Genomic DNA, 19,094 nt, shown 5'->3' on the forward strand with positions numbered 1-19,094 from the left:
ATGAAGATATCTAAGACCCTGTACGACCAAATGATTAATCATGGGCTGCAAGACTTGCCTTATGAAGCTTGCGGACTACTAGCCGGAGCGGAACAAGGTCATATTCGATCTGTATGGCCATTAAAGAATGAATGGAAATCAAGCACTCGTTTCTATGTAAGTAAGAAGGTTGTAGAAGAGACACTGGAGCAAATTGATTTGAAGGGACAAAAGGTGTTGGCTGTATATCACTCTCACCCTGCAACAGCACCTTACCCCTCATATACTGATCTAAAGAATCACACCGAGTATGGAGTGAAAATGGTGATCGTTTCTTACAAAACAAGCTACCCCCATACCAAATGCTTTTCGATCAGTGAGAAATCCTATGACGAACACCCATTTCTTATAGATTTTTCCTAATCGCCCTCCCCATTTTTATCAAAATACTTATAATACAATATAAAGAATAAGGAGAGGTAGTCGTGAAGGCTAAAAGAGTGAAAAGACAAGTTCAGAGTAGTCGTTTCAAAAAATCCAATGGACCGATTGTCATCAATACGTCCCCAAGCGACCGTAAAGTGAAACGTGGCGGATGCTGCGGTAAGAAAAGAGCTTAAGAATCATTTTTCTCGCCTCCGAATGAGATGAATGGACGTTCTTATAAAATTATAAAATAAGTGTTAACTTCTTTATTACTGACAAGAAGTTTTATCTATAGATCAGAACAAAAGCGCAATCGCCCTGCTCAGCCTCGACAAGCTTAAGACGATCCTTGCCGTGACGTCCTTTGTCACAGAGAGGTTTGACTTAAGTCCTCGAGAGGCTAGGTGCTGGAGCAAGGCATAAAAAACCAGAGAATAGCGCTCTGCGGAATGTGAAAAATATACTTTATTATCTTTTAAAATAAGCCCCTCTATCACTAAGGATAGAGGGGCTTTTCACATCAATCTTCTACAACTAATCTCTTTTCAAAGCGGCTGATATCCTTATCGGCTCCAATGACGATGAGAATATCACTTTCTTTGATTTCTTCTGTTGCCATCGGCGAAACGATGACATCTTTATCCCGTTTGATAGCGACGACGTTACAGCCGTACTCGGCACGAATATCCAGGTCAACAAGCGATTTACCACCCATTTTACTACCAGCTTTTACTTCTACGACACTATGGTCGTCGGATAGCTCGATATAGTCAAGAATATTGTTGGAGATGATATTATGCGCAATCCGTTTCCCCATGTCCCGCTCTGGGTGGACAACCTGGTCCGCTCCGATTTTATTGAGAATTTTCTCGTGATAATCATTTTGGGCTTTAACTGTGATGGTTTTGATGCCGAGTTCTTTTAAAATCAAGGTTGTCAGCATACTTGCCTGGATGTTGTCACCGATGGCTACAATCACATGATCTATATTCCGAAATCCTAATTCTTTCAAAACATTTTCATCTGTCGAATCCGCGATGACCGCGTGTGAAGCAATATCGCGATACTCGTTCACTTTATCCTCGTCCAAATCCAATGCAAGGACTTCCATGCCTTCCGTACTCAATTCCCGGCATATACTTCCGCCAAATCTTCCTAGACCTATAACTGCGAATTCTTTCTTCATATCTGCTCCTCCATCCGTTCACCGAAATCTATTCCTATTCTACCATAGAACTTCAGTAAAACTGAACAACAGTCCAGCGCCTATCCATATCGATGTTATATTTTAATAGGCAAAAAAATAGAGCGGCATAAATGCGTGGCCACTGAAAAACCCTTTTCAATCTAGAGGAGCTGTTAAAGTTTGGTGTTGCTTCTCACGAATCGCTTGTCGGTGGGTGCTTGCCGCAGGCTTCACCACCGAACGCTCATCGTGGAATCAACGAGGCCCATCTGAAAAGAGTGATTTTCTTTTATAAATCAAAAAAATACCCTGCATGTACAAGGGTCGGGGGCGATATTCACCGTCAATATCAAACGAATACTAAAGCTCATGGAGGAGTAAGAGCCTAAATGTCTCATCGGAATAAAGAAGCCGAGTTGAACGATAAAATCGTCTACTCGGCTTTTTTATTTGATGCATAACTCAGAAAGTTGCAGTTCTTCAGTAGCCTCGCTTAATGCCTACTCTATTTTTTCCCTTTCACATAATCGGCATCGAAGAGGAACATGCGCATCAATAATATCAAGGATGGAATCAAAAGCAGTAAACCGGCTATGAAAACGATGATCAGTGCGACGGCCATCGCTTCGTTCGTCACCCCGCTCGTAAGTGTTACATAGGGTTTTAATAGATACGGCAGGTGTGACGCTCCATAACCGAAGAAAGCGACAAAGAACTGCATCATCACAGCAATGAAAGCCCATCCGTAATATTTCCCTGTATAGACGAGAAAGACAGCGATCATGAAGAAGCCGACGGAAATTCCGAATACCCACCATAGCTCGATGGCGCGTTGGAAATGATCCATATTTTGCTGGCTTAATGCGATGAACGTCGTCAAACTGGCGATAATCGTTGGTGAACTCCAGAACAACGCATATTTCCGAACGATTTCAAGAGCTGGTTCATCTCCTGCCCGATCGGCGTAATAAGTGAGAAACATGGAACTTATATAAAGTACCGAGACTATCGCGAGAAAGACAACACTCCAGGAATAGGGGCTCGTTAATAATTCTCCGAATAACAACTGTACTCCATTGGCTGTTTCTTCAATATACCCGCCTTCTGAAATCGTCAGCGCAGTCGATAATGAAGCAGGAATCAGAAGTCCTGTTGCTCCATAGAGGAACATGTAAAAATGGTTATTCTTCGATCCATAGTTTTCAAACGCATAAAAGGAACCACGGATGGCAAGGAGTACGATTGCAATACTACCTGGAATGAGTAAAGCTTGACCAAAATAGTAAGCCATATCCGGAAAGAAACCGATCAATCCGACGAAGAAAAAGACGAAGAAGACATTCGTCACTTCCCACACCGGTGATAAATATCTTGAGATCAGCTGGTTGATCAAGTGATCTTTCTTGGTGAGTTTTGCATAATAGGCAAAAAAACCAGCACCGAAATCTACAGAGGCTACAATCAAATATCCATAAAGGAATAACCAAAGCACTGTAATTCCAATTAATTCATAACTCATGTGCGCTCATCCTCCTTAGTTGCAGCGGCTGTATGAGGATAACGGTGTTCCAGTTCAAGCTCAGCCGGTTTGTTTTTGAATATCTTTCTAAGGGCGATGATACATCCGATCGCCAGGACTACGTAGAGCGCAGCAAATAATACGAACATTTCAAACACATAAGGAGATGTAGTCGCTCCTTCTGCTACAGTCATGAAACCCCGTAAGATCCATGGTTGACGTCCGACTTCAGCAAAAACCCAACCAAACTCGACGGCAAGCATGGATAACGGTCCTGCCAAAGCTATAGCCCATAATAAAATCGGGTGAAATGGGTTCCATTTCTTCACCTTCCAGAACAATAGGAAGAGAAATGAAATGCCCAGTAAATAAAAACCGATGCTGACCATTAAATCAAACATATAGTGAATCCAAAGTGGCGGTTGTTCATCAACCGGTGTTTCGTCAAGTCCCTCAACTTCTGCGTTAAAGTCTCCGTGTGCAAGGAAGCTCAGTGCATTCGGAATCCGTATGGCGTTTTCTACTTGATTATTTTCGTTCAACGTACCGAAAACAACAAGGTCTGCGCCCTCTTCTGTTTCAAAGTGCCACTCTCCTGCTGCCAATTTCTCAGGTTGGTGCTCAGCTAAGAATTTCGCTGACATATCACCAGCGACAGCAGTCAAAATAGCAAACAGGAACATCATAGAAACCGTAAGCTTCAATGCTTTTTTATGGTATGCCGTTCCTTTTTTCATCAAAATGATGAAGGCAGCAATTCCAGCAAGGATCGCAGCTGCTGTCAAATAAGATGAAGAGATGACATGAAAGACTTTTGTCGGTGTAGCCGGATTGAACATCGCTTTCAGAGGATCGACAGACGTAAACCGACCTCCTTCAAGGTCGAACCCTTGCGGTGTGTTCATGAATGAATTCACTGTCGTAATGAAAAAGGCCGACATCGTGCCTCCGATCACGACAGGAATGGAGAGCAGCCAATGATAGATCGGCTTTTTGAACCGGTCCCAAGTATAAAGGTAAATACCTAAAAAGATCGCTTCAAAGAAGAAGGCGAAAGTTTCCATGAACAATGGCAGTGCAATCACATTCCCTGCGATTCGCATGAAACTCGGCCAAATCAGAGAAAGCTGCAAACCGATCGCCGTCCCTGTCACAACCCCGACGGCAACCGTTATGGTGTACCCGCGTGTCCAGCGCCTGGCTAGTAATGTATAGTGTGAATCCTTTTTCTTAATTCCTATTAATTCAGCGGTAGAAACCAGAACCGGCACGCCTACGCCGATAGTGGCAAATATCGCGTGGAAGATCAGCGTCATGGCCGTGAGCGCTCGGCTCATCGTGACCGTATCAAATTCAAACATCTTTCTCCCCCTAACTACAAATGGTCATAACAAGTCGTTTAATAATAGTATAAAACTTATAAACAGCTTATGGGCACATCGTTGTTGACGATTTTGTGACATCCTTCACAAACTTTCATTTGATATTTATTTTATATAAATAAGCTTACTTTGTCGACCATTCTGCCTATCACCAATTCTGTACCCTTTTTCTCTTTTCCATTAACAATATGTCTTTATGAGTTTTCATGTAAAAATTAAGGCCGGGGTTTCTACTTTGCTGCTCCTAATCGACTCTGTGGCTTGAGCATTGATGAAATAAACGATAGGAATATACCAACAGAAAGCACTCCCTCCTTCCCTCGTACAAAATATAAGCTGCATAGCTGTACGTGACTGGATTTGGACACCCCATCCCCCAGATGGATTTTATAAAAAAGTTCTATTAAAGCTAAAGTAGATATAAAATAAACCCCCCCTTGCTGCCATATAACAGCCAGAGGGTGTTTGTAATTCTCCATTTTTCTTAGTTTAAGGCAGTGCGAAGTTCTTCAAGCTTCATATAATGAACACTCGTGACTTCATCCTCTTCATTCGTTTGTGCGTTACCATTAACATACATCGTTTTACTTTCATTACTTTCATTGTTCGTATAGGTCACTTCCACAGTGAAGTTGTAATTGTTTTCACTTTCTTCAAGTGTTATATTTTCACTGAGGACACCCTGTAATTAAGCGTAAGGTGTTTGATTCTCACTCAAATATGACAGTTTTTTTCTGAACGAATTTCGAGAAAAACATATAGCAAGGGGCGGCGGGGAATGCGAAGACTCCTGCGGGAAGAGAGGGCATGTTGAGACCCCACAGGAGAGCGTCCGAGGAGGCTCAACGCGCTCCCGCGGAAAGCGAAAGCATTCCCCGCCGACCCGATCCTCTCCTAAAATGTCTCGAAATTGAGTCTTCATGAATCCTACCATATAACTGAATGACTCTCATATGAAAAATCAACAACAACCTTTAACAAAGCCAATTAAAAAAGGCACCGGGGGTCCGGTGCCTTTTCGTCATTCCTAAATCGCATCAAGCATTTGGAATTGTGATTTGACTAATTCATAATATTCACCTTGCTGATCCATCAATTCATCGTGTGACCCCTGCTCGAGGATGCGGCCATTTTCTAATACGAAGATGTTATCCGCTTCCCGAATGGTCGAAAGGCGGTGGGCAATCATAATCGCTGTCCGGCCCTTCAACAATTTCTGTAATGCTTTCTGGATTTTGAGTTCTGTTTCTGTATCAATACTTGCGGTTGCCTCATCCAGGATGAGAATTCGCGGATTGGCAAGCAAAGCGCGAGCGAAGGACAGCAGTTGTCGTTCACCTGCTGACAAAATGTTCCCCCGTTCCTCTACTTCTGTTTCATAGCCATTATTCAACCGCTGAATGAAATCATCCGCTCCTACAACTTTAGCTGCCTCTATGACATCTTCATCGGATGCATCGGGGCGACCGAAACGGATATTTTCCATAATCATACCTGAGAAAATGAAAGTATCCTGAAGTACGACACTGATTTGCTGACGTACACTATCTATCGTGGCATCTTGAAGGTCGACACCGTCAATTTTTACAGATCCTTTGGTAGGGTCGTAAAAACGGCTGATCAAGTTTGCAATCGTCGATTTTCCTGAGCCCGTATGACCGACAAGGGCAACTGTTTCCCCTTGTTTCATCTCAAGATTGATGTCGTGAAGGGCGATGCGTTTATCATCATAGGCGAACTGTACATGATCGAACTCAATATGTCCCTTCATATCTTTCAATTGCTTGGCGTCGTCCTTCTCTTTCACATTCGGCTGCTCATCAAGAAATTCGAAAATGCGTTCAGATGCCGCCATCGCCATGAGTAGCTGATTATACATCATTCCAAGTCTTGAAATCGGCTCCCAGAACATGCCGAGAAAGAAGGCGAATGATACAAATGTACCTGTAGTAATATCACCTTGTATAATCATATAGGCACCAAAAGCAACAAGTATCACGGTACCAACCGCATTACTCATCTCAACGAATGGCCGGAACATCGCACTTTTCCTTGTCGCTCTATTCCAGGATTGGAAGGTATCTGTGTTCACTCCATCAAAATATTCTGTGTTTTCTCTCTCTTGAGAAAATGATTGAGTGATGCGGATCCCTTGCAGACTTTCATTCAAATGCGAATTCAAGCGGGACTGTTGGATACGTACATCCTGCCAAGATCTGCGAATGTTTCTTCGCAGTTTGGTAGAAATGTAGAACATGATCGGCATGATGATCAAAATCGCCAGCGCCAGTTTTGGACTGAGCGCAAACAATATAACGATAATTCCTGTCAGCATGACGACATCCATCAACAAATTGATGATTCCATTCGTAAACAGCTCTTGCAGTGAATTGATATCGTTCATGATCCGGACGAGAATCGAACCAGCGGATTTAGAATCAAAAAATCGATGGGATAACCTTTGGACATGTGAAAACAAATGCTGTCTTAAATCATAGATGACATTTTGACCAAGAATGTTTACATACTTGATCCTGAGTGCGTTTCCTATATAACTCAATAAATATAAAACGGCAATACCGACAACCAGTTGAATCAAGAGATTCGCATTGGCATCTGCAATAGCGACATCAATGGCCACTTTACCAATCAAAATCGGTACGACGAGGCGGACGATCGTCGAAACGAGCATGGCAATGATAGAGATCGGCAGCAATTTTTTAGCATAAGGTTTAATATATGTCAACAGACGCCACATTTGGGACCAGTTGAATGGTTTTTCTACTGCCTGGTCTTGTGTGTACTTGAAACGGTTCAAGTGTTTATTCGTTTCTGGTTCATGTTTCGGTTTTTTAGCCACGGTCACCCCTCCTTCAGGAAACACTCGACGTGTTAATGATTTTCTCTTTATCTTGATACTGGATATCGTAGATTCTTTGATATGGCCCGCCATTATTAAGCAGCTCGTTATGGACGCCCCGCTCTTTAACAGCTCCATCCTCAAGGACTAATATTTCATCAGCATGTTTCAATGAAGAAATACGGTGCGCGATGATAAACGTCGTGCGCCCTTTCATTACGTCTTGCAGCGCTTTTTGAATCTTGAACTCTGTTTCCATATCAACTGCTGATGTCGCATCATCAAGAACCAAAATGGCAGGGTCGATCAAAATCGCACGGGCAATCGCAATCCGTTGTTTCTGACCACCCGAAAGGCCCATGCCGCGTTCTCCCAGCAACGTATCATAACCCTCAGGCATTTCCATAATGAAGTCATGCGCTTGCGCCCGTTTGGCAGCATCCATCACGTCATCAAGGTCCGCATCAGGATTTCCATAGGCAATGTTTTCCTTAATTGATGTGGAAAATAAAAAAGATTCTTGTAAAACAAAGCCGATATTCTTGCGCAATGTTTTGAGTCCGTAATCCTGGACAGGTTTACCGTCCACGAGGACTTCTCCTTTTTCAGGCTCATAGAAACGAGTGATCAACTGGGTGATACTCGTTTTTCCGGCGCCTGTGGCTCCGATCAAGCCTATTGTTTTTCCAGGCGGCGCATCAAATGTGATATTTTTAAGCGCAGAGTCATCGTCTTCTACGTATGTCAATGTCACATCATTAAAGGATACGTGACCTTGCAGACGATCTGTGACAATAGCTTCTTCTTTCTCGGTGATTTCTTCTTCAGCCTCTAAAATTTCCAACAACCGCTCTCCTGAGGCCTTCGCCTGTGAAAACAAGTTGATGACGAAGCCTAAGTTCATCAATGGACCGAGAATGTACCAAACAAGGCTGAAGAACGCAACAAGTTCGCCTAGTTGCAAGGCATTATTCATGACCAAATAACCGCCGTATGCCAGTAAAGCGACAACCGAGACATTTCCGATGAATTCCATCAAAGGAAAGTACTTCGACCAAATGTTTGAAGTCGTAATGAATTTGGTTCGGTAATCGTCACTTCTATTAGAAAAGCGGCCGATCTCAAAATCTTCACGGGACAATGATTTGACTGTATTCATCCCACTGATATTTTCCTGGACTCTCGTATTCAGTTTACCGAAAGATTTACGGATTTTTCTGAATGCCGGGTGCACTTTACGATCGAAACGATAGACGACAATTGCCAAAAATGGCATAGCTGCCATAGTCACTAGTGCAAGTGGAATCGAAAAGTAGAACATGACACTCAAACTGATGACGATCAACAAAACGATACGGACCAGTTCTGAGAATCCCATGGAAAGAAAGAAGCGGAACCCTTCTACATCTGCAGTCAACCGCGACATCAAGTCTCCCGTCTTAGCATTGTCATAGTAGCGGAATGGAAGACGCTGCAGCTTTTGATAAAGTGCATCCCTTAGTGTATAAACGGAGCGAATACCAAAAAAATCACCTAAATACTGATGGAAGTATGTAGCGATTCCCTTAATGATCATTAGGATAATAAATGCTGCACAAAGATATGGAATAAGATTGTATCGTTCCTGACCCACTACATCATCAATGGTGATTTTCAGAATGATCGGATAGGCTACAGTGATCCCTGTCACGAACAAGAGCGAAAAAAGCGACCAGAAGAAAAACTTCCTATATGGCCAGTAAAATTCCTTTAATTTTTTAAATGTATCCATAGGTGTCCCTCCTTTTAAGAATTTCAACGTAACTATAAATATATCGGGTATCGAAATAAATTTCCACCCATTTGTAATAATTTTTTAAATTTTCCGACCTGAAGTGGATATGATCCCGGTCTTCAGACCGAAGTCTTAGCTTCACATCATCCTGCGGGGCTAAACTTCGGAAAGGCTGGGTGCTGGAGGAGCCAAATGGTAAAGCTTCTTGATCAGCCGCTACAAGATAAAAAAGCAGCCCTTCCATTTCTATGGGGGCTGCTGACATCCTATACTTTATTTTTGATTGACACCTAATACACGGTTCACGCGTTTGCGAAGCATTTTCATGCCTCCGCCGCCCGCTTGGAAGTGACGCAAATTGCCTTCTTCATCAAATACATAATAAGCAGGAACGTATTGATTTTCGAAAGCGTCAGTCAACGCGTGTTGATTGTCTACATAAATCGGCTGCGTAATGCCGTGCTCTTCAGCGACTTGCTTGATTTGTTCCAGGTCCAAGTCCTTCTCTGAACGTGGCATGTGCACGGCAATGACATTTAAATCGTCACTGTATTCATCACGAAATTCATTGACATTCGGCATTGCTTCTTTACAGAGGCCACAGCTGACGGACCAGAAATGGATCAACGTAGGTTTGCCTCCAACCAAATCTTCTTTAGATAATGGTTCACTATTCAACCACTCTGTAGCTTCTGGTAATTCTGGTATCGGTGTGCGTAAACGCATCGTTAACATCCTCCTTACATGCTGTTAAATAAGAAAGAAAAGGGTCTAACAAATAAATGTTAGACCCTAATTCTCTAATGTTACGGAAACTTATAGGGTTTCTTGACCTGGTTTCCAGTTTGCCGGGCAAAGCCCTCCGGTTTGAAGAGCTTGTAGGACACGAAGCGTTTCATCAACGTCGCGACCGATATTGTTATGGTTAACCACCTGGTACTGCAGCTCTCCCTCAGGGCTGATGATAAATAGACCACGAAGGGCTACACCTTCTTCTTCAAGAAGGACACCATAGTCACGGGACACTTGATGATTCGTGTCTGCTGCCAAGGAATATTGTAAATCTCCAAGTCCATTTTCATCACGAGATGTATTGATCCATGCCAGGTGTGTGTGGATAGTATCTGTAGACACGCCCACAACTTCTGCATCCAGATCTTCAAACTCGTCGAAACGGTCAGAAAGCGCTGTAATTTCTGTTGGACAGACAAAGGTAAAGTCCATTGGATAAAAATAGAGAACCGTCCATTTGTCATTTTTCATGTTTTCTTCAAGTGATACTTTACCAAATTCTTTGTTTGGAAGCACCGCATCCATTTCAAATCGTGGTGCCTGCTTAGCTACCATACGTTCTGCCATTAGAATCCCTCCGAAATATATTACTCTTTTTTCTACACAATTGTCAGTATAACGAAAAGTTTATTTATAGTCAATTTTAAGTAATAATTACTTTAATCTACTGACAAAAGGAATGGACATCCGCCTATCCGCTATTCTTAACCTTCACTTTTTTATTAAACACAAACTCTTAAGGAAAGTAAAATTATTTGCCCTGCTAATGTATCTCGACAAAATTCATTGCATTTCAACCTACTAATCGTTGAAACTTCCCTATCATTTCAGCTATCCTATTATAGTAAGAGAATGGACTGTAAGAAAGGAGTCACACCTATCATGAACTTATTTGAAGAAGGATTTAAATTCAATCCGACAGTAGTCGTCGAATGGTTGATTACTGGCGGCTTAAAGGTTCTCGTCTTATTAATCGCTTTTGCCATTATTAAGCCGATTGGCAGTAAAGCAATTGAAGCTGCCATCAACCGAATGAGCACACAGCGAAAAATATCAGAAAGGCGAAACCAAACACTCCAGAAGCTTACTGTAAACATTTTCTCCTATGTCCTATTTTTTATACTTGTCATGATGCTATTGAGCACAGTAGGTATAGAAATCGGCCCACTTCTTGCCGGGGCTGGAATTGTCGGACTTGCCATCGGATTTGGTGCACAGGGACTTGTCTCTGATATCGTTACAGGTTTCTTCCTGTTGCTGGAGCGGCAAATTGAAGTCGATGATTATGTTACAGCAGGCGGCTATGATGGTGTCGTTGAGGAAGTCGGCATACGTACAACGAAAGTACGCAGCTTTGACGGTACGCTCAACTTTATTCCCAACCGGAACATTGCCGGGGTAGCCAACCATTCCCGTGGCAACATGCGTGCACTCGTGGACATCGGCATCGGGTATGATGAAAACATCGACCAGGCGATGGATGTCCTGCATAAGGTAGCTGAAGACTTCGCTGAAGATGAACGCTTCAAGGAAGGTCCAAGTGTCCTTGGCGTACAAAGTCTCGGTTCCTCTGACGTTGTCATCCGTATTTTAGGTAAAACGGAAAACATGCAGCAATGGGCTGTGGAGCGTGACTTAAGAAAAGCTATGAAAGAAGCACTTGATGCAGCTGGAATCGAAATTCCGTATCCACACCAGGTTTTTGTACAAAAAGAGTCTTAAGTCAATGCTGGGTCCGTCTATAGTGAATGGACATTGAAGATGAAAGGGAGGACTTCCAAATGTGGGAGTCCCCCCCTTTTTTAGTTTGAATGAAAGGATACGAGCCCATCTTCTGTAAACGGTGTCTTGACTAATCGGTCTCTTTCCACACTTCTACTTTTTTGATCTTGCCTTTGACCATATCAACTATTTTGAAATGATGATCTTCTTCTGTCACCAATGTCCCTTCTTTTGCTTCATAATCTTTTGTGTAAAGCCAGCCAGAGATGGTATCAATTTCATGATGATTCAACTGAATATCAAAATAGTCATTAACATCCTGGATAGCTGTCTTTCCTTCTAAAAGGAAGTGGCCATTTTTCAAACGTTTAATGTCACGCTCCTCTTCCGAGTCAAATTCGTCCCTGATCTCACCGACAATCTCCTCCAGAATATCCTCAACGGTCACCATACCTGCTGTACCCCCGTATTCATCAATTAATATGGCTAAGTGTGTATGCTCTTTCTGCATTTTCACAAGCAAATCCTGGATAGGTACATTTTCAAATACTTTCATGACAGGGCGGAGGAATGGACGCAGGCTTCCCTGATTTTCAGCATCGTCATAGAGCAATTCCTTCATATGAATAACTCCGACCACCTGGTCTTTATCTCCTTCGACAATCGGGTACCTTGTGTACCGGTTGTGTTTGACTTCCCGTATGGCGTTAGTCACTGATTGATGGACATCGATGACTGCCATTTCTGTTCTCGGAATCATGATTTCTTTCGCAGTCCTATTATCAAACTCGAATATCCTATCCACATACGTATATTCAGATCGGTTTATTTCGCCTTTTTGATAACTTTTCGTCAGAATGTGGCGTAATTCGTCTTCGGAATGGACTTCATCTGCTTCTCTAGCGGTCTGAAAACCGAACATCCGCACCAAAATATTAGCAGATCCGTTCAAGAGCCAAATCAATGGATACATAAGCTTGCTATATAACATCAGCGGTTTAGAAAGGAACAAGGTGATGCTCTCTGCCTTCTGAATGGCCATTGTCTTTGGTGCCAGTTCCCCGAGAACCACGTGTAAAAATGTGATGACAAAGAATGCAACTGCAAAAGATATCGTATGTGTCACGCCCTCGGGGAGCGCGAACTGATCCAGGACCGGTCTTAAGAGCACCTCCAGTGTCGGCTCTCCTAACCAGCCGAGTCCGAGAGCGGTGATCGTAATTCCTAGTTGGCACGCGGACAGATAATAATCCAGATCATTCAGCACTGTCATAGCATTATTCGCTTTCGAATCCCCTTCGGAAGCCCTCGATTCTAGTCTCGTCTTCCTGACTTTGACAATGGCGAACTCGCTGGCGACGAAAAAAGCTGTCAAAATGATCAGGAAAGCCACAGCGAAAAGTTTGATTGTTGTTTCCATCAAAGACAACCCCTTCAATTATGTAAATGCCAGGCCAGCAATCCCCGGCACAGCCAGGAAAATCAGGAATCGCATGTCTACTTCATGGCACACTTGATCTGCTGTTTTTCCAATCGGCCCCAAAGCCAGCGGACATTGAATCCCACACCATCACGGTCTTGTCCTGATATGGCACAACAAATAAGCTTGCTGCACCCATCCTGGTTATTCAATTTGTTGAACTTAATAACTTTCGCTTGAAGTGCAGCGTAAGTATATTTAAAATCAGCTTCGATCCCTATTTTCTTCATTCCAAACACCGTCAGATCACATCCATGGGATAGTGTTTGCAGGAATCTCGATCATATACAACCTGTTCAGAGTTCGCGCAACGTCTGTTCCACAATATCCACGCCTACGACAAGGGCCTCTTCATCTGGTTTTAATGTTGATTGGTGCAGTCCCGCTTCGGAATCAACCCCTAGCCAAAACATGAAACCAGGGATTTCCCTCAGCATATACCCGAAGTCCTCTCCTGTCATCGCCATCTTCGCCTCTTGAAAATTGTAGGGTGTCCTTTCCATGATTTTTTTAAAAAGCTGGACATGTGTCTCTTCATTGAACACTTGATGATAATTCGAACCATAATCAATGGCGATTTTGCAATCATCGGCGATTTCAAAACCTCTTGCAATCTTTTCTATTTCCTTCTTCACTTTATCCATTGCATCAGGAGAAAGGGTACGCACTGTCCCTTCTAGCCTGGCATTTTGAGAAATGATGTTCTGCACAGTACCCGCTTCTATTTTCCCTACAGTGATAACAGCACTGTCGAGCGGGTCGACTCTGCGCGCTATGATTTGCTGCAGGTGCGTAACGAATGCACTTGCCGTTACGACCATATCATGTGTCAAATGAGGAAAAGCTGCATGCCCGCCGACACCTGTAAAATCGATGAACAATTCGCTCGTATTGGCAAAGAGCAAACCCGGTTTTGATGAAACCGTACCAACGGGTAAGTCTGGCGCAATATGAAGACCGAAAATGACATCCGGGCGGAAATGTTCCATCATTTCAGACTCCAGCATAGGTTCTGCTCCACCTGGCCCTTCTTCTGCCGGTTGGAAAATAAATACAACATCATCATCTGCCGGATCCTCAGCTAAACGCGTTAGGGCGCCCAGTGCGATCGTCATGTGAAAATCATGACCGCAAGCATGCATCCGCCCTTCATGTGTAGAGGAAAAAGGAAAACCCGTTTCTTCTTTTAATGGCAGTCCGTCGATATCTGCGCGATACCCCACAGTCTTGTCCCCTGTCTCTCCTTTCACACGAACAAAAATCCCTGTTTTCCATGTCTCTACAGTCAAAGCTTCCTGAGGCAATGCTGCGATATAGTCTAATAGATATTGTTGCGTTTTGAATTCCTCGAAACCAAGTTCAGGGATTTTGTGCAGATCCCGCCTGATGGAAGTCAATTTTTCCTGCTGCATCATGATTCCTCCTTAGAAGAAGGGCCTTGCTGTCTGCAGCAAGGCCCTTTCGGCATTTATTCCCGTGTCTTACGTTTCTTTTAATGGTGCTATTTATTGAAAGCGATCACTTCAAGCGTTTGCTTATGCTTGTCGGAGCTTTCAAGGCGCATACGCTTTTCTTAATTATCCAATTTTCGTAATTCTTGTTTGATTTCTGTTTTTGATTTTGTTTGGTCGTCGATCTTTTTGATCACTTTCGCTGGGGTTCCTGCTACCAGGGTGTTCGCTGGTACGTCTGCTGTAACGATGGAGCCTGCAGCGACTACAGATCCTTCGCCGACAGTCACGCCTTCCAATACGACCGCATTCGCTCCGATTACGACCCCGTCTTCAATCACGACTGGGCTGGCAGAAGGTGGTTCAATCACACCTGCTAATACGGCACCAGCACCTATGTGGCAGTTCTTCCCTACAGTTGCGCGGCCACCAAGGACGACGTTCATATCAATCATCGTACCTTCGCCGACAACAGAACCGATATTGATCATCGCACCTAGCATAATGACCGCGCCATCTCCGATTTCAACCTGATCACGGATGATTGCACCTGGTTCAATGCGGGCATTCACTTTCTTCAAGTCAAGCAAAGGAATCGCTGAATTACGACGGTCATTTTCAAGCACGTAATCCTCGATCTCGTTCTGATATTTTTCTAAAAGAGGCTGGATCACTTTCCACTCTCCGAAGATCACACCAGAATTTCCGGATAAGAAATCTTGTACTTGTTCACCGAAATCAAGGTTCTCCAAGTTTTCCCCTTTGAGATAAACTTTGACCGGGGTCGATTTTTCACTATTTGAAATAAATGAAATGATTTCATTTGCGTCCATTTGCTTCATTGCGTTCTCCTCCTTTATGTATATCTTTCCTCCTTTACTTTATCAAAGCAAGGATAGGTTTATCAATCTTCTTTTTTAGGAAGTTGCAGAATTAGCAGAAAACTCAGGACAGCTAAAGTGAATAATCCAATATAGACAAGCTGCAAGCCACTGGTGAGGCCGTTTTGAAGCACCTGCAATGCTTGCGGGCCTAATGCCTCCCTGCTTTCTGCTCTTAACAGGGCGTTGGTGGAGTCGACATCAAAAGATGCTGGAAGGCTTGAGTTTTCGATTGCTCTTGCGATTTGACTATTGAGGAGACCCCCGAGCAAAGCCGCTCCGATGGCACTACCAATTGTACGCATGAACATATTCGTCGCCGTTGCGATGCCACGTTTTTTCCATGTCACACTATTCTGGATGGAAACGATGAAGGATGTCGTCGAAAGCCCCATGCCGATTCCGATGAACAACGAACCGAGAGCCGCAAACCAAGGTCCTTTTTCCGGAGTTAATATAGAAAAAAGACCACTTCCGATCATGAGGGAAATCCCACCTGACAATGCAGTCGGTCGATAGCCGATTTTCAAAATAAGACGGCCGGCTACCGTTGCTGCGATGGGCCAGCCGATCGACATCGTTGTAAGGGTAAAGCCTGCCACTGTCGCAGATTCCTCCATCACCCCTTGTACAAAAGCGGGCAAATAACTGCTCACACCAATCAAGATCATCCCTGTGGTTAAAGATGTCAAATTAGCAAATCGGATTGAACGGATATTCCATAAGTCCATCGGCATCATCGGATCAGCTGCCTGACGCTCATGGAAAAAGAAGATGATCGCCCCTGCCAAGCTGACTGTGATCATTGAAGCCATTGTCCAGGATGCCCAAGGGATACCGACACCACCTTCGACAAGAATGATCATCATTGTACTTACCGTTGTGACTACCCATAAAGAACCAGCAATATCGACGGAACGTTTTTCCTTGGATATGTCCTCTTTGAAAAAAAGGAGAATACCCGTTAAGGCTAGCAGTCCCAAGGGAACATTCATCCAGAAGACATAAGGCCAGCTCAGAACATCTACGAAAAAACCGCCTAATGCCGGACCAGTGACTGCAGAAATTCCCCAAACACTAGATAAATAACCTTGAATTTTCGCTCGTTCTTCCTTTGTATATAAATCACCGACAATCGTCGTTGCAATAGGCATGAGAGCCCCGGCGCCGAGTCCCTGGATTAGCCTTGCCCCAATCAATACTTCCATCGATGGAGCTAAAGCACATAGCATTGCACCTGCGAGGAACAAGCTGATTCCAATCATGAAAATCGGCTTCCGCCCGAACACATCTGACAACCTGCCGAACATTAATACAGTTGCAGCATTTGTCAATAAGTACGCAGAGAAGACCCAGCTATACAGGCTGAACCCACCTAAGTCAGAGACGATACTCGGCATGGCTGTAGAAACGATTGTCGCTTCAATAGCTGCCAAAAACATGGCGAGCATGATCGAGCTTAAAACAAGCCATCGTCTGTGTTTGTATGATTGCATATGTATGTTCACCTTCAATACAAAAATAGATGACACCTTAGAGATGCCATCTATTCTACATAATATTATAGAGTCGTTTCAGTCATTGTATGTTTTAACGTTTCGTGATAGTGCTTACTGAACTGTTTAAGAATTGTACGACGTGTCACAATGCCGTCAAACTCACCCTCAGTGTTCGTCACGCAAACAAAAGGATAATCGATCAACTTGTGCATCGCGTCAATCATGTTGTCATCCAACTGTAGACAAGGGACTTCATTGTCCATCACTTCACTGACTGTAATCTCTGACAACCGATTTAATTCAAACTCCTCGATACCTAACGTTTCTTCCAAAATCTTCGTCTTGCTTATGACACCCTGGAATTTAAATCTGGGATCAAGAACTGGCACTGCTGAATAACCTGACTTAACAAGGACTAACAGAGCATGTTCCAATGGATTACCGACTTGCACATGGGCGACTTTCTCCGAAGGGATCATAAGTTCTGAAACGAGAGGAATCCTTAATGCTTCTTTTTCTAAACTTACCATTTTCATGTTCACTCCTTTTTCCAAACACATCTGAAGGAACAGAAAGAGACGCTATTTGGAAACACTACTTATTCTATCATACATTTTCAGGAATCTCGAATCGCATTTCCCGACATTTCTCTCTCTGGCGCTTTCAGACGAAATACTTATACCCCTGTTCCAGTGCAACCCAAACCATTAATTTGCACTTAACTTTATAATTATTCTGCAGGGGCGTATAATGAACTTATCAGTAAGTATTGGGGTTGAAAAAATTGATGACACACACCTTCTCGAAGCGCGAGGAAATAGCCAATGCCATCACTCATGGGATCGGGGCAATCCTCAGTATCGCCATGCTTGTCCTGCTTATCGTTTTCGCCAGTTTCGGTGGAAACGCATGGCACATTACAAGTGTGACGATCTACGGTATTACGATGCTGATACTCTATGTTTCTTCGACACTCGTCCATAGTTTTCCTGCCGGGAAGGCGAAAGACCTCTTCGAAATCTTCGACCATTCGGCGATTTACTTGTTCATTGCAGGAACCTATACACCCATTCTGCTGGTTCCATTACGCGGCACCCTTGGTTGGACGCTTTTCGGGACAGTTTGGGGCATAGCTGTCCTAGGTATTCTCTTCAAAATGTTTTTCGTAAAGAAATTCGTCGTCATGTCGACCGTTTTTTATGTATTAATGGGCTGGTTGATCGTGCTTGCATGGGGGCCTTTGACAGCACAGGTACCTGCAGCCGGTATCACTTATCTCGTCATTGGAGGAGTCATGTATTCCATCGGGGCGATCTTTTATGTGTGGCGCAGCTTCAAGTACCATCATATGGTTTGGCACTTGTTCGTGCTTGGCGGTTCAATTCTCCATTTTTTCTCCATCTTCTTTTATATTGTCGGGTATTGACCCTTATAATTAGTCAGCTCAAGATCTCGAGAGTCTCAATTGAATCGAAAAAGCTGTCCTGAAATTATTCGAGGCCACTGAAAAACCCCTTTCAATCCAGAGGAGCTGTTAATGTTTGTTGTTGCTTCTCACGAATCGCTTGGCGGTGGATGCTTGCCGCGGGCACGGCCTCAGCTAACTTGGCCAAGAAGATCACTTGACCAAGTGGATCTTCGGCTCGCGCTGTTCCCGCAGGCGTCACCACCGAACGCTCATCGTGGAATCAACAGTGGCCCACCTAAAAAAGAGTGATTTTTTTGTCCATTAAAAGAAGCCGAGTCGGACGATAAAATCGCCCAACTCGGCTTCTTTATTTGATGCCTAACTCAAATAGATGCAGTTCTTCAGCCACCTCGAAATTATTCAAGACGATTTTTTTCTGCTCCTTGCTATTGGAAAATACTTTTTACACAGCCCTTTCATCGGAGACAAAGGCATGTTTACAGAATGGGAAGTGAACATATAGCTGGTTGTTGTTCAAATAACATCATAGCCCTGTTCTTCTACAACTTCTCTCATCTCCACTTTATTCGCCGTTTCTGAGTGAGTAACTTCTACTTTTCCTGTCTCCAAATCGACATCGACTTGTTCGACACCATCCACTTCTATCAATGCCCCATTGACAGCACTCTTACAATGTTCACAAGTCATTCCTTCTACATTCAAAACCGTCTTCAT

General features: G+C 43.5%; 19 protein-coding genes. 4 read left to right on the forward strand and 15 right to left on the reverse strand.

Features of this window, described 5'->3' with window-relative positions; genetic code table 11:
• Both ACTWPX_RS15995 and ACTWPX_RS16000 read left to right on the forward strand, forming a co-directional pair.
• Window positions 1–402, forward strand: a complete 402-nt coding sequence (locus tag ACTWPX_RS15995; protein WP_443120596.1) for a M67 family metallopeptidase — start codon at window positions 1–3, stop codon at window positions 400–402.
• A gap of 62 nt (window positions 403–464) precedes the next feature.
• Window positions 465–599 (forward strand): hypothetical protein, encoded by a 135-nt coding sequence (locus ACTWPX_RS16000; protein ID WP_443120597.1) that lies wholly within the window; start codon window positions 465–467, stop codon window positions 597–599.
• A gap of 326 nt (window positions 600–925) precedes the next feature.
• Here ACTWPX_RS16000 and ACTWPX_RS16005 read toward each other — a convergent pair whose 3' ends face one another.
• From ACTWPX_RS16005 to ACTWPX_RS16035, 7 genes are all read right to left on the reverse strand, one after another.
• Window positions 926–1,591 (reverse strand): potassium channel family protein, encoded by a 666-nt coding sequence (locus ACTWPX_RS16005; RefSeq protein WP_128522942.1) that lies wholly within the window; start codon window positions 1,589–1,591, stop codon window positions 926–928.
• Between the two features lie 505 nt (window positions 1,592–2,096).
• Window positions 2,097–3,110, reverse strand: a complete 1,014-nt coding sequence (locus ACTWPX_RS16010) for a cytochrome d ubiquinol oxidase subunit II (RefSeq protein ID WP_128522943.1) — start codon at window positions 3,108–3,110, stop codon at window positions 2,097–2,099.
• A complete protein-coding gene (locus tag ACTWPX_RS16015; RefSeq protein WP_443120598.1) occupies window positions 3,107–4,471 on the reverse strand; it encodes a cytochrome ubiquinol oxidase subunit I in 1,365 nt (454 codons plus the stop codon). The genes ACTWPX_RS16010 and ACTWPX_RS16015 overlap by 4 nt, the downstream gene beginning before the upstream one ends.
• 1,048 nt (window positions 4,472–5,519) lie before the next feature.
• The gene (locus ACTWPX_RS16020) at window positions 5,520–7,352 is read right to left on the reverse strand and encodes an ABC transporter ATP-binding protein (protein WP_443120599.1); all 1,833 of its coding nucleotides are present in this window, start codon (window positions 7,350–7,352) and stop codon (window positions 5,520–5,522) included.
• A 13-nt stretch (window positions 7,353–7,365) separates the two neighbouring features.
• Entirely contained in the window at window positions 7,366–9,123 is a 1,758-nt protein-coding gene (locus ACTWPX_RS16025; RefSeq protein ID WP_443120600.1) for an ABC transporter ATP-binding protein, read from the reverse strand.
• A 276-nt stretch (window positions 9,124–9,399) separates the two neighbouring features.
• Window positions 9,400–9,852 carry a redoxin domain-containing protein gene (locus tag ACTWPX_RS16030; protein ID WP_281975639.1) on the reverse strand — a complete coding sequence of 151 codons (453 nt, stop codon included), beginning with the start codon at window positions 9,850–9,852 and terminating at the stop codon, window positions 9,400–9,402.
• 90 nt (window positions 9,853–9,942) lie between these two features.
• Window positions 9,943–10,485 carry a peroxiredoxin gene (locus tag ACTWPX_RS16035; protein WP_128522947.1) on the reverse strand — a complete coding sequence of 181 codons (543 nt, stop codon included), beginning with the start codon at window positions 10,483–10,485 and terminating at the stop codon, window positions 9,943–9,945.
• Between the two features lie 315 nt (window positions 10,486–10,800).
• Between ACTWPX_RS16035 and ACTWPX_RS16040 the strand changes: the two genes are divergently transcribed.
• Window positions 10,801–11,640, forward strand: coding sequence for a mechanosensitive ion channel family protein (locus tag ACTWPX_RS16040; RefSeq protein WP_128522948.1), 840 nt, complete (start codon window positions 10,801–10,803; stop codon window positions 11,638–11,640).
• Window positions 11,641–11,770: 130 nt separating this feature from the next.
• On the opposite strand, the gene ACTWPX_RS16045 is transcribed toward ACTWPX_RS16040, so the two are convergent.
• The 6 genes from ACTWPX_RS16045 to cbpB all read right to left on the reverse strand — a co-directional run bounded on the left by ACTWPX_RS16045 (window position 11,771) and on the right by cbpB (window position 17,481).
• Window positions 11,771–13,060 (reverse strand): hemolysin family protein, encoded by a 1,290-nt coding sequence (locus ACTWPX_RS16045; protein WP_443120601.1) that lies wholly within the window; start codon window positions 13,058–13,060, stop codon window positions 11,771–11,773.
• Window positions 13,061–13,137: 77 nt separating this feature from the next.
• A complete protein-coding gene (locus ACTWPX_RS16050; protein WP_443120602.1) occupies window positions 13,138–13,350 on the reverse strand; it encodes a hypothetical protein in 213 nt (70 codons plus the stop codon).
• A gap of 66 nt (window positions 13,351–13,416) precedes the next feature.
• Entirely contained in the window at window positions 13,417–14,532 is a 1,116-nt protein-coding gene (locus tag ACTWPX_RS16055; protein ID WP_443120603.1) for an N-acetyldiaminopimelate deacetylase, read from the reverse strand.
• A 161-nt stretch (window positions 14,533–14,693) separates the two neighbouring features.
• On the reverse strand, window positions 14,694–15,413 hold the full coding sequence (dapD, locus tag ACTWPX_RS16060) for a 2,3,4,5-tetrahydropyridine-2,6-dicarboxylate N-acetyltransferase (protein WP_443120604.1): 720 nt from the start codon (window positions 15,411–15,413) through the stop codon (window positions 14,694–14,696).
• Between the two features lie 62 nt (window positions 15,414–15,475).
• Window positions 15,476–16,948, reverse strand: coding sequence for an MDR family MFS transporter (locus ACTWPX_RS16065; RefSeq protein ID WP_443120605.1), 1,473 nt, complete (start codon window positions 16,946–16,948; stop codon window positions 15,476–15,478).
• A 65-nt stretch (window positions 16,949–17,013) separates the two neighbouring features.
• Window positions 17,014–17,481, reverse strand: a complete 468-nt coding sequence (gene cbpB / locus ACTWPX_RS16070; RefSeq protein ID WP_443120606.1) for a cyclic-di-AMP-binding protein CbpB — start codon at window positions 17,479–17,481, stop codon at window positions 17,014–17,016.
• A 257-nt stretch (window positions 17,482–17,738) separates the two neighbouring features.
• On the opposite strand from cbpB, the gene trhA reads away from it, so the two are divergent.
• Window positions 17,739–18,377, forward strand: a complete 639-nt coding sequence (gene trhA, locus ACTWPX_RS16075; RefSeq protein WP_443120725.1) for a PAQR family membrane homeostasis protein TrhA — start codon at window positions 17,739–17,741, stop codon at window positions 18,375–18,377.
• Window positions 18,378–18,468: 91 nt separating this feature from the next.
• Here the strand turns inward: trhA and ACTWPX_RS16080 are convergent, their stop codons facing one another.
• Together ACTWPX_RS16080 and ACTWPX_RS16085 are read right to left on the reverse strand one after the other, a co-directional pair.
• Entirely contained in the window at window positions 18,469–18,621 is a 153-nt protein-coding gene (locus tag ACTWPX_RS16080; RefSeq protein WP_443120607.1) for a hypothetical protein, read from the reverse strand.
• Window positions 18,622–18,893: 272 nt separating this feature from the next.
• Window positions 18,894–19,094 carry a cation transporter gene (locus tag ACTWPX_RS16085; RefSeq protein WP_443120608.1) on the reverse strand — a complete coding sequence of 67 codons (201 nt, stop codon included), beginning with the start codon at window positions 19,092–19,094 and terminating at the stop codon, window positions 18,894–18,896.

Origin of the sequence: Halobacillus sp. H74, from assembly GCF_052246715.1 — a bacterium.
Classification (GTDB): Bacteria; Bacillota; Bacilli; order Bacillales; family Halobacillaceae; genus Halobacillus; species Halobacillus litoralis_A.

Bases quoted from the DNA above. Each gene is read 5' to 3' on its own strand.
- ACTWPX_RS15995 (WP_443120596.1), top strand. From the start codon at position 1: ATGAAGATATCTAAGACCCTGTACGACCAAATGATTAATCATGGGCTG.
- ACTWPX_RS16005 (WP_128522942.1), bottom strand. From the start codon at position 1,591: ATGAAGAAAGAATTCGCAGTTATAGGTCTAGGAAGATTTGGCGGAAGT.
- ACTWPX_RS16010 (WP_128522943.1), bottom strand. From the start codon at position 3,110: ATGAGTTATGAATTAATTGGAATTACAGTGCTTTGGTTATTCCTTTAT.
- ACTWPX_RS16015 (WP_443120598.1), bottom strand. From the start codon at position 4,471: ATGTTTGAATTTGATACGGTCACGATGAGCCGAGCGCTCACGGCCATG.
- ACTWPX_RS16025 (WP_443120600.1), bottom strand. From the start codon at position 9,123: ATGGATACATTTAAAAAATTAAAGGAATTTTACTGGCCATATAGGAAG.
- ACTWPX_RS16030 (WP_281975639.1), bottom strand. From the start codon at position 9,852: ATGCGTTTACGCACACCGATACCAGAATTACCAGAAGCTACAGAGTGG.
- ACTWPX_RS16035 (WP_128522947.1), bottom strand. From the start codon at position 10,485: ATGGCAGAACGTATGGTAGCTAAGCAGGCACCACGATTTGAAATGGAT.
- ACTWPX_RS16040 (WP_128522948.1), top strand. From the start codon at position 10,801: ATGAACTTATTTGAAGAAGGATTTAAATTCAATCCGACAGTAGTCGTC.
- ACTWPX_RS16045 (WP_443120601.1), bottom strand. From the start codon at position 13,060: ATGGAAACAACAATCAAACTTTTCGCTGTGGCTTTCCTGATCATTTTG.
- ACTWPX_RS16050 (WP_443120602.1), bottom strand. From the start codon at position 13,350: ATGAAGAAAATAGGGATCGAAGCTGATTTTAAATATACTTACGCTGCA.
- ACTWPX_RS16055 (WP_443120603.1), bottom strand. From the start codon at position 14,532: ATGCAGCAGGAAAAATTGACTTCCATCAGGCGGGATCTGCACAAAATC.
- dapD (WP_443120604.1), bottom strand. From the start codon at position 15,413: ATGAAGCAAATGGACGCAAATGAAATCATTTCATTTATTTCAAATAGT.
- ACTWPX_RS16065 (WP_443120605.1), bottom strand. From the start codon at position 16,948: ATGCAATCATACAAACACAGACGATGGCTTGTTTTAAGCTCGATCATG.
- cbpB (WP_443120606.1), bottom strand. From the start codon at position 17,481: ATGGTAAGTTTAGAAAAAGAAGCATTAAGGATTCCTCTCGTTTCAGAA.
- trhA (WP_443120725.1), top strand. From the start codon at position 17,739: ATGACACACACCTTCTCGAAGCGCGAGGAAATAGCCAATGCCATCACT.
- ACTWPX_RS16085 (WP_443120608.1), bottom strand. From the start codon at position 19,094: ATGAAGACGGTTTTGAATGTAGAAGGAATGACTTGTGAACATTGTAAG.